This is a genomic window from Thermosynechococcus sp. OHK43 (assembly GCF_014466085.1).
Taxonomy (GTDB): Bacteria; Cyanobacteriota; Cyanobacteriia; order Thermosynechococcales; family Thermosynechococcaceae; genus Thermosynechococcus.
Genome location: NZ_JACOMP010000039.1, coordinates 1 through 7,705 on the forward strand (window position 1 = coordinate 1; position 7,705 = coordinate 7,705).

5 protein-coding genes are annotated in these 7,705 nt (G+C 54.4%); 2 read left to right on the plus strand and 3 right to left on the minus strand.

From position 1 onward, the window contains the following. The 3 genes from H8Q75_RS01780 to H8Q75_RS01790 form a co-directional block, all read right to left on the minus strand. Positions 1-334 (minus strand): insulinase family protein (locus tag H8Q75_RS01780; RefSeq protein WP_297039966.1); only part of this gene is annotated, 334 nt, incomplete at its 3' end. Positions 335-342: 8 nt separating this feature from the next. After that, positions 343-3,180 carry a DNA polymerase I gene (polA, locus tag H8Q75_RS01785; protein WP_024124371.1) on the minus strand — a complete coding sequence of 946 codons (2,838 nt, stop codon included), beginning with the start codon at positions 3,178-3,180 and terminating at the stop codon, positions 343-345. A gap of 90 nt (positions 3,181-3,270) precedes the next feature. After that, entirely contained in the window at positions 3,271-6,360 is a 3,090-nt protein-coding gene (locus tag H8Q75_RS01790; protein WP_024124370.1) for an ABC transporter ATP-binding protein/permease, read from the minus strand. Positions 6,361-6,576: 216 nt separating this feature from the next. Here H8Q75_RS01790 and H8Q75_RS01795 point away from each other — a divergent pair, with 216 nt between their 5' ends. Beyond that, entirely contained in the window at positions 6,577-7,125 is a 549-nt protein-coding gene (locus tag H8Q75_RS01795; protein WP_024124369.1) for an acyltransferase, read from the plus strand. Next, positions 7,122-7,619: a methyltransferase domain-containing protein gene (locus H8Q75_RS01800; RefSeq protein WP_024124368.1), complete on the plus strand. Its 498-nt coding sequence runs from the start codon at positions 7,122-7,124 to the stop codon at positions 7,617-7,619. The genes H8Q75_RS01795 and H8Q75_RS01800 overlap by 4 nt, the downstream gene beginning before the upstream one ends. Positions 7,620-7,705: the final 86 nt, after the last annotated feature.

Genomic DNA, 7,705 nt, shown 5'->3' on the forward strand with positions numbered 1-7,705 from the left:
CTTTTTCGGCAGCATAATCCGTTGTGCCGATACGGCGGGTACCCTTAAAGGCTAAGTGCTCGAGATAGTGGGCGACACCAGTCTGGCCTGCGGGTTCATCCACGCCCCCCACATCCACATAGGTGAGAAATGCCACAATCGGGGCTTGGTGTTGCTCCATGACAATGAAGTGCATCCCATTGTCAAGATAGAATTCACTCATTTGATCCATGGCACGGTCAATGTAAGGGCGAATTGTTTGGGCATCAGCAGGCCAGCAGAAGGCGATCGCCCCCACAAGAAGGCAGAGAAGAATTTGCCAAAAGGACACTTGCCGGGGGTGTTGCTGCCGCATCAACAAACCTAGTTGGCCTCCAGCCAGTTGGCTGCTGCGTAAATATCCACCGCCAGGGGCACACGCAGGGGCACCGCCGTACTCATCACTTCAGGAATCGTGGTTTGCAGGTGTTCCCACGCCTCAGGGGGCATCTCCAACACCAATTCATCGTGAACTTGCAGCAGCAGGCGAGCCTTTTCTGGCGGCAACAGGGGTGCCAGCTTCACCATTGCACACTTGATAATATCGGCACTGGAACCTTGAATCGGGGCATTGGCTGCCGCCCGCAACAGTCCCCGCTCATAACTGCTCATCTTTAGCTTACTGGGATCGACATCGGCTAAGACTTCCACGGGCTTGCCCCGCAGGGATTGTAATTCGCGACTCTCAAATGCAAAGTAGCGCCGCCGCCCCAAAATAGTTTCCACATAGCCTTGGCTGAGGGCAAGCCGTTCCATGTGCCGCAGATAGTCAAAGACCCGTGGATAGCGATCGTAAAACCGCTGAATAAACACTTTAGCATCGGCAACACTCACACCGGCCTCGCGGGCAAACCGCTGGGGGCCCATCCCGTAAATGACGCCAAAGTTAATAATTTTGCCCAGGCGACGCTCACTGGAACTAATATCGGTTTTTTCTAAGAGAAACTGCGCCGTGAGGCGATGGACATCCGCCCCCTCTTGGTAGGCCGCCACCAGGGCAGGCTCTTGACTCAGATGAGCGAGGATGCGCAACTCAATTTGGGAATAGTCCGCTGTCACCAGTAGCCAGCCCGGCTCTGGAATAAAGGCGCGCCGAATTTGCCGACTAAACTCGGTGCGAATGGGGATATTTTGCAGATTGGGATTGGAGGACGAGAGGCGACCGGTCGCCGTCACCGCTTGGTTAAATTCAGTATGAACACGGCCTGTGTCTGGACGCACCAGAGTGGGCAACACGTCAACATAGGTGGATTTGAGCTTGGCGAGGGTGCGATGGCTCAAAATGAGGTCAATCACGGGATGATCTCCCCGGAGTTTTTCAAGGGTTGCGGCATCGGTGGAATAGCCCAATTTCGTTTTATGGGTCTTTTTCGTATCCAGCCCCAATGTGCCAAAGAGCAGTTCACTCAGTTGCTTGGGGGAGGCCAAGTTAAAGGGTTGTCCCACAGCATCCCAAGCCTGTTGTTGCAGGGCTGCCAGTTGCTGTTCCAGTTCTTGGGAGAGTTGCCGCAAATAGTCACTGTCAATGCGAATGCCCGTAGCTTCCATTTCCGCCAGAATGGGTTCGAGGGGCAATTCCACCTCTAGGAGCAGTTGCCGCAAGCGGGGGGTTAGGTCTGCCTCTAGTTTCTCCTTGAGAAGATAGGTGGTATGGACATCGAGGCCACAGTATTGGGCCACCGTGGCTGGTGACAGGTCCGCAAGGGTTTGGTCTTTGCCGACAAGACTGCGGTAGCTTTGGGCTGGGAGGGGCAGATAGCGTTGACACAGATCCTTAAGGTTGTGGCTGGCTTCGGGGTTAATCACATAGCTGGCCAGCATTGTGTCAAATACTACCCCCCGTAATTGAATCCCCTGAAAGCGCAACACCAAGCGGTCAAATTTGGCATTTTGCAAGACTTTGGGGTAGCGATCGCCCTCCAGAATCGGTCGCAAAGCGGTGAGAGTGTCTTGCAGGGGGAGGTTCTGGCCCTCTTTGTGCCCCAAGGGCAGATAGGCCACCTGATCGGGAGCGGCTCCCCAACAGCAACCCAGGCCCACCAAGGCAGCATCGCGGGGGTTCAAGGCCGTTGTTTCCGTGTCCCAAGCCACGGGATGATTTGCATCTGTACAGGTTTCTAACTGGCTAATCAGCCATTGCAGTTGCTCTGGCGTTTCAATGAGTTGCACATTCAAGGGAGGGGGGGTATCCGTGGGCGCAAAAAACCACGTTTCCTCTGAGTCAGTCTCTAAATCGGGGAGTATGCCCCCCAAGCGTCGGTGCCACTCCTGAAGTTGCATTCGCAGGGCGCGAAACTCCAACTGATCTAATAGGTGATCCAGCATTGGCCAGTCAAAGGGAGTCAGATGCAGTTCCTCTAGGGAGAGTTCCAAGGGAACATCGTGGACAATTTGGGCCAATGTACGGGAATGGCGGGCATCGGCCTCCCCATTGATCAGCTTGGTTCTCAGGCTGAGGGGCATGATCTCATGGATGTGGGCGTAAATGTCCTCCAGGGTGGGGTATTGACTCAGCAATTGCACAGCGGTTTTTGGGCCAATGCCCTTAATACCCGGAATGCGATCGCTGGCATCGCCACAGAGGGCTTTATAGTCCACAATTTGCTCTGGCCAAACCCCCATTTTTTCCCTAACCTTGAGGGCATCAAAGGCCTCCAGACCCTGTTTGCGCTGGCCAAGGGTATTCCCTAGATACAAGACCTGGACTTGACCCTTGCGATCAATCAATTGAAAGAGGTCGCGATCGCCACTGACAATGGAGACCTGCCACCCTTGGGATCGCAAGCGGTGAGCCACCGTACCAATCACATCATCCGCTTCATAGCCCGGCTGACTCAATAGGGGCAAACGTAGGGCCCGCAGCAGAGCCTGCAAATTGGCAATATCGGTAATAAAGTCCTCCGGGGTTTCGGCACGGCCTGCTTTGTAGTTTTCATCGGCGGCGTGGCGAAATGTCGGCTCCCCCAAGTCAAAGGCAATGGCTACATGGTCGGATTGCTGCTGCTCCAGAATCTCTAGGAGGCTCTTGAGGAAGCCAAAACACACACTGGTAGGAATCCCCGTAGAGGTGCGCAAGCCCCCGTCCCGCCCCTTGCTAAAAGCGTAGTAGGCACGAAAGGCCAAGGAATGACCATCAATCAGCAGTAGATTGGGGGCGGACATAGGATTGTAAAAACAAAATGGCGACGGATGACTTTATTCATTATTGATTAAAAAATCACTAAAAAATTTGGCCTAAAAGCTTACAGGATTTCAACGGCCAAAGTCCCGGCGTTTTTGACAGAAGGGTAAAGCCACCAGCATTGCCAAGATGAGAAGGCTTTGATCCCGCCAATGGCGTTGCACATTCACGGTAAACATATACCCTTGATCCCGCTGGAAGCGACTGATGGTGCCCTGCGCTTCATTGATGGCGCGACTGCGCTGGCGATTCCACTCGGAGTATTTTACTTCCCACTCGTCCATTGCCGCCTGATAGGCTTGCAGCCGTCGGAGGTAGTCCTGGAGCGCCGCCGGATCATTGGGGGGATCGCCGGGAGGCTCTGGCTGCGGCGGTGCGGGTTCATCCACTGTGGGTACGTATTTGGAGCGAATTCCGGGGAAGTTGCAGGTTTGAAAGAGGCCGGGGCCATAGCAAAGACAAAACTCCCGCTGCATCTGTTCGGTCATTTTTTGCCGCTCTTCCTCTGGCTCCCGCCAACAGGGGTCATTGGCAATGTCATCTCCCATACCCGTGAGCTTTACCATCGCCTCAAAGGGCCATTTAATCACCGTCAGATGGTTGATGATCTGCCCCGGCAACCCAAAGGAAGAAACGGGCTGAATACCGCCACTAAAGATAATTTGTGGTACTAAAAACATTAGCACCAGCAGAGGCACAATGTTTTGGCTAGGGGCCAGGGCAGACACCAAAAGGCCCATCGCCATACCGCCAAAAATGGCAAGGGCAAAGGTGATGTACATGGCAAAGGTGACACCCCAATCTCCCGGTAAATCCACTGCTAGTTTTGTTACCGCAAGGTAGGTGGCCGCTTGATAAAGGGCCAGACCAAGGGCGATCGCCACCTTAGAGCCAAGGTAGGGCAACAGTCGCAGGCCAACCAACCGCTCCCGCCGATAAACTTCCACCTCCTTGACCAACTCGCGCATTGTCGTCATCGCACCAATCATCACCGCAATGAGACTGGTGACAAAAATCATCGTCAGGGCTTGACCCCCATTCCCCGTTTCGGGATTAAAGAGATCCCGCCGCCAAGAGACAAAATTCAGACTAGCGAGCAAGGGAGCAATTAAGAGGGTCAGCAGCAGCTGGATGCGATCTTGACTGAGGATAGTGAGATTGCGGTGGATGAGAATGAGAAATTGTTGCCAAGGGGAGATTTTGGATTTCGGTTCACTGCTGCGACCGGACTTGCCCTTGGGGGACCGCTGACTTTCATCGGGCATGTAAGCCAGCGCCTGTTGGCGTCCCACAACATATTCCTGATAGAGGCGCGATCGCCGGTAGGCCTGCTCTAGCTCTTCTGAAGTGGGGGCATGGGGGTTTTTCTCCTTGTCTAAGGCACGGTAGATGCCAGAGAAATCCTCGAGCTTGATGCCACTCAAGCGATCGCCAAAGGTGGCGCGGAAATAGGGCAGCAGTTGATCAGGGGGGCCAAAGTAGGCGAGCCGTCCGCCCTCCGCCAAATAGATCACCAGATCACACTCCCGGATGTTTTGGGTGGCATGGGTAATGATGAGGATCGTTCGCCCCTGATCTGCCAACTGCCGCAGCAAAAACATCAGGTCCGCCTCAGTGCCGGGATCCAAGCCAGAGGTCGCCTCATCGAGGAAGAAAAGACTGGGCTGGGTCAGCAATTCTGCTCCAATACATACTCGCCGCTGTTGACCCCCACTCAGACGCGAAATGGGCACATCCCGACGGTGGTTCAGTCCCAATTCTGTTAACACCTCTGTCACCCGCCGTTGGCGTTCTGCTGCAGTTGTATCGGGGGGCATCCGTAGTTTTGCTGCATATTCCAAAGCTTGGGCGATCGTCAGTTCCTCGTGAATGATATTTTTCTGTGGTACATAGCCCAATTGCGCTTGAAAGGCCTGATAGTTGCGGTAGAAATTTGTGCCATTGACCAGTACAGTTCCCGTTGTTGCTGGCCGCAATCCATTGAGGGCATCGAGGAGTGTTGACTTACCGCTCCCACTGGGACCCAGAATGGCCACAAACTCTTTGGGCATGATTGATAGGGAAATATCGTGGAGAATTCGCGTCCCTTTACCCACCACCTTAGTGAGGTTGATGGCATCCAGGCGCATGTGACCCGATTCAGCATATTGGGTCAGGGTTTCATCGACATTGAGAACAAGGCGATCGCTGCCAATGCGGATACTATCCCCCACCCGCAGCAGTGTGGGTGTTTCTACCTCACGGCCGTTGACAAACGTGCCGTTGCTGGATGCCAAGTCCGTGAGAATTAAATCGCCATTGCGGCGCTCAATTTTGGCGTGGTGACGCGAGACTGTCGGATGCTCAATGACTAAATCATTACTAGGATCGCGGCCGATCGTGAACGTGTTGTATCCCACCAGCGAAATCGTCTTCACAGGGACAGTGGGTGTGCCATCTGCCTCAGGAATGGCGAGTACCGTTGCCGTGTTGGTCAAACGCAACTCTGTCGCTGGGCTAAAGGCAATGGCATGGCGCTGGGTATCAATGCAATCAGGCAACTCCTGTCCTACATAGGTGAGAGTAACAAACTCTGTCAGAGCATAGCTTTCCCCGATTCCCAAATACGGGTGCATCGCTGGCTGCGGGTTACTGAGATCAATGACCTGAAGATGCTGATCGACAAAGCGCAACTTCAAATGGCAGGGCAGCAGTTCAGGAGTATCCACCACGACATCGCAGCCAGGATGCGTTCCCAAAAGACTAGTTTGCTCCCTTAATCCCCAACGTTGTCGCCACGTTTTTGTGCGAACTTCAACCACAGGAACTTCAGTAGGCCCACCCACCTCGAGAGTGCCGGGCTGATATTCCTGATACTGCCAAACCAGGCGAAAACGCACTGCTGAGTTGCCAAGCGTGATTAAGTCACCATTTTCTAGAGGAATAGGGGTATTGGGCACAACTGGCTGGCCATTGAGATGGGTACCTGCCTTACTGCCCAGATCAGTTAAATGTACTCTCCCTTCTTGCCATCCCAAGTAAGCATGGTGGCGGGAAACAGAAGGATCGTTGAGAACAAGGTCGTTATCAGGGGCACGGCCAATTTTCAGTCCGCCGGTGGGTAACTGGACGCCCTGCTCACTCACTGATTTGACCAGTTCTAACCACGCTGCTTGAGTCATGACCCTGGTGCCAAAGAAGCTTGATGCCAGTCAGTGTACTGGATTCTGACTGCCTTAACCAAAAGATTGGGAGACAAGTCCTGAAGTCAACATAGGTAGTACAGAACTCTGCCTAAAACACCCTGAGAGTGGGGCTGCAATCTCTGAGTATACTAATCCCTAGACGCCCGCCCCCCTTAGCAGATACTATGATACGAAGCTTACAAAGCTGATGAGATGACCTTTGCGAAATCAATCGCCTACGCCTTCGCCCTCCCGAGCAAAGCTTTCATGCGCATCCGTATGACCTATTTCCGTCTGCGGCTGGGGTACTTGGGGCCGCGTGCGCAAATTTACGATCGCGTCAGAATCGCATGGTCGCGGCATGTCCGCATCGGTGCCAACACCTCGATAGGCCCCGGCGTTTACCTGTGGGCTTCCTCGCAAGGCCATATCAGCATCGGCGAACGCTGCGCCATCGCGGCTGATACCCGCATCGTGACTCCCACGCACGATCCTGCTGCACTGCCCATCACCGCGGTCGGCATCAATCAATCCGTCGAAATCGGCGACGATGTCTGGATTGGCACAGGCGCCATCATTCTTCCGGGGGTCAGAATCGGCAGCCGCAGCATCGTTGCTGCGGGAGCGGTTGTAACGAAGGATGTGCCAGAGGACGTCTTGGTTGCTGGCGTACCGGCGCGCATTGTGAAAACCTTGCTCCCCGCCGAAATCCGGCGGGAAAACGGGCGCCAGGCCTTGAACGCAAAGGGGGTAAGATCATGAAACTCCACCTGGGCTGCGGCAAGCGCCACATTCCCGGCTTCGTCCATATCGATGCCATCGATTATCCCCATGTGGACCATGTCGCTACCATCGACAACCTGTCGTTCATCCCGGATGGCTCGGTCGACCTCATCTACAACTGCCATGTGCTGGAACACTTCAAGCGGCGTGACGTGCCGCGGGTGCTGAAGGAATGGCATCGCGTGCTCAGGCCGGGCGGGGTGCTGCGCATCTCCGTGCCAGACTTCGCGCAGATCTGCGAGGTTTATCGCCGCTTCGGCAAACTCGACCTCGTGATCGGCCCGCTGTTTGGCCGGCAGGATTATCTCTACAACATCCACTACAACGTCTTCGACTTCGACTCGCTTTCGCGCAACCTCACCGAGGCGGGCTTCGTCAACGTGCGCCGCTACGACTGGCGGCACACCGAGCATGCCGATGTGGATGATTACTCCCAGGCCTACGTGCCGCACGCAAACGGTGTTTATGTTTAACTTGAAAGCGGTGTTTATGCGTATGTTGAAGCAGATAATTGAGAGCAATGTTCCGTCTTCTTTTTACAAAAGAACTTCTTATTCCC

Bases quoted from the DNA above. Each gene is read 5' to 3' on its own strand.
- polA (WP_024124371.1), bottom strand. From the start codon at position 3,180: ATGTCCGCCCCCAATCTACTGCTGATTGATGGTCATTCCTTGGCCTTT.
- H8Q75_RS01790 (WP_024124370.1), bottom strand. From the start codon at position 6,360: ATGACTCAAGCAGCGTGGTTAGAACTGGTCAAATCAGTGAGTGAGCAG.
- H8Q75_RS01795 (WP_024124369.1), top strand. From the start codon at position 6,577: ATGACCTTTGCGAAATCAATCGCCTACGCCTTCGCCCTCCCGAGCAAA.
- H8Q75_RS01800 (WP_024124368.1), top strand. From the start codon at position 7,122: ATGAAACTCCACCTGGGCTGCGGCAAGCGCCACATTCCCGGCTTCGTC.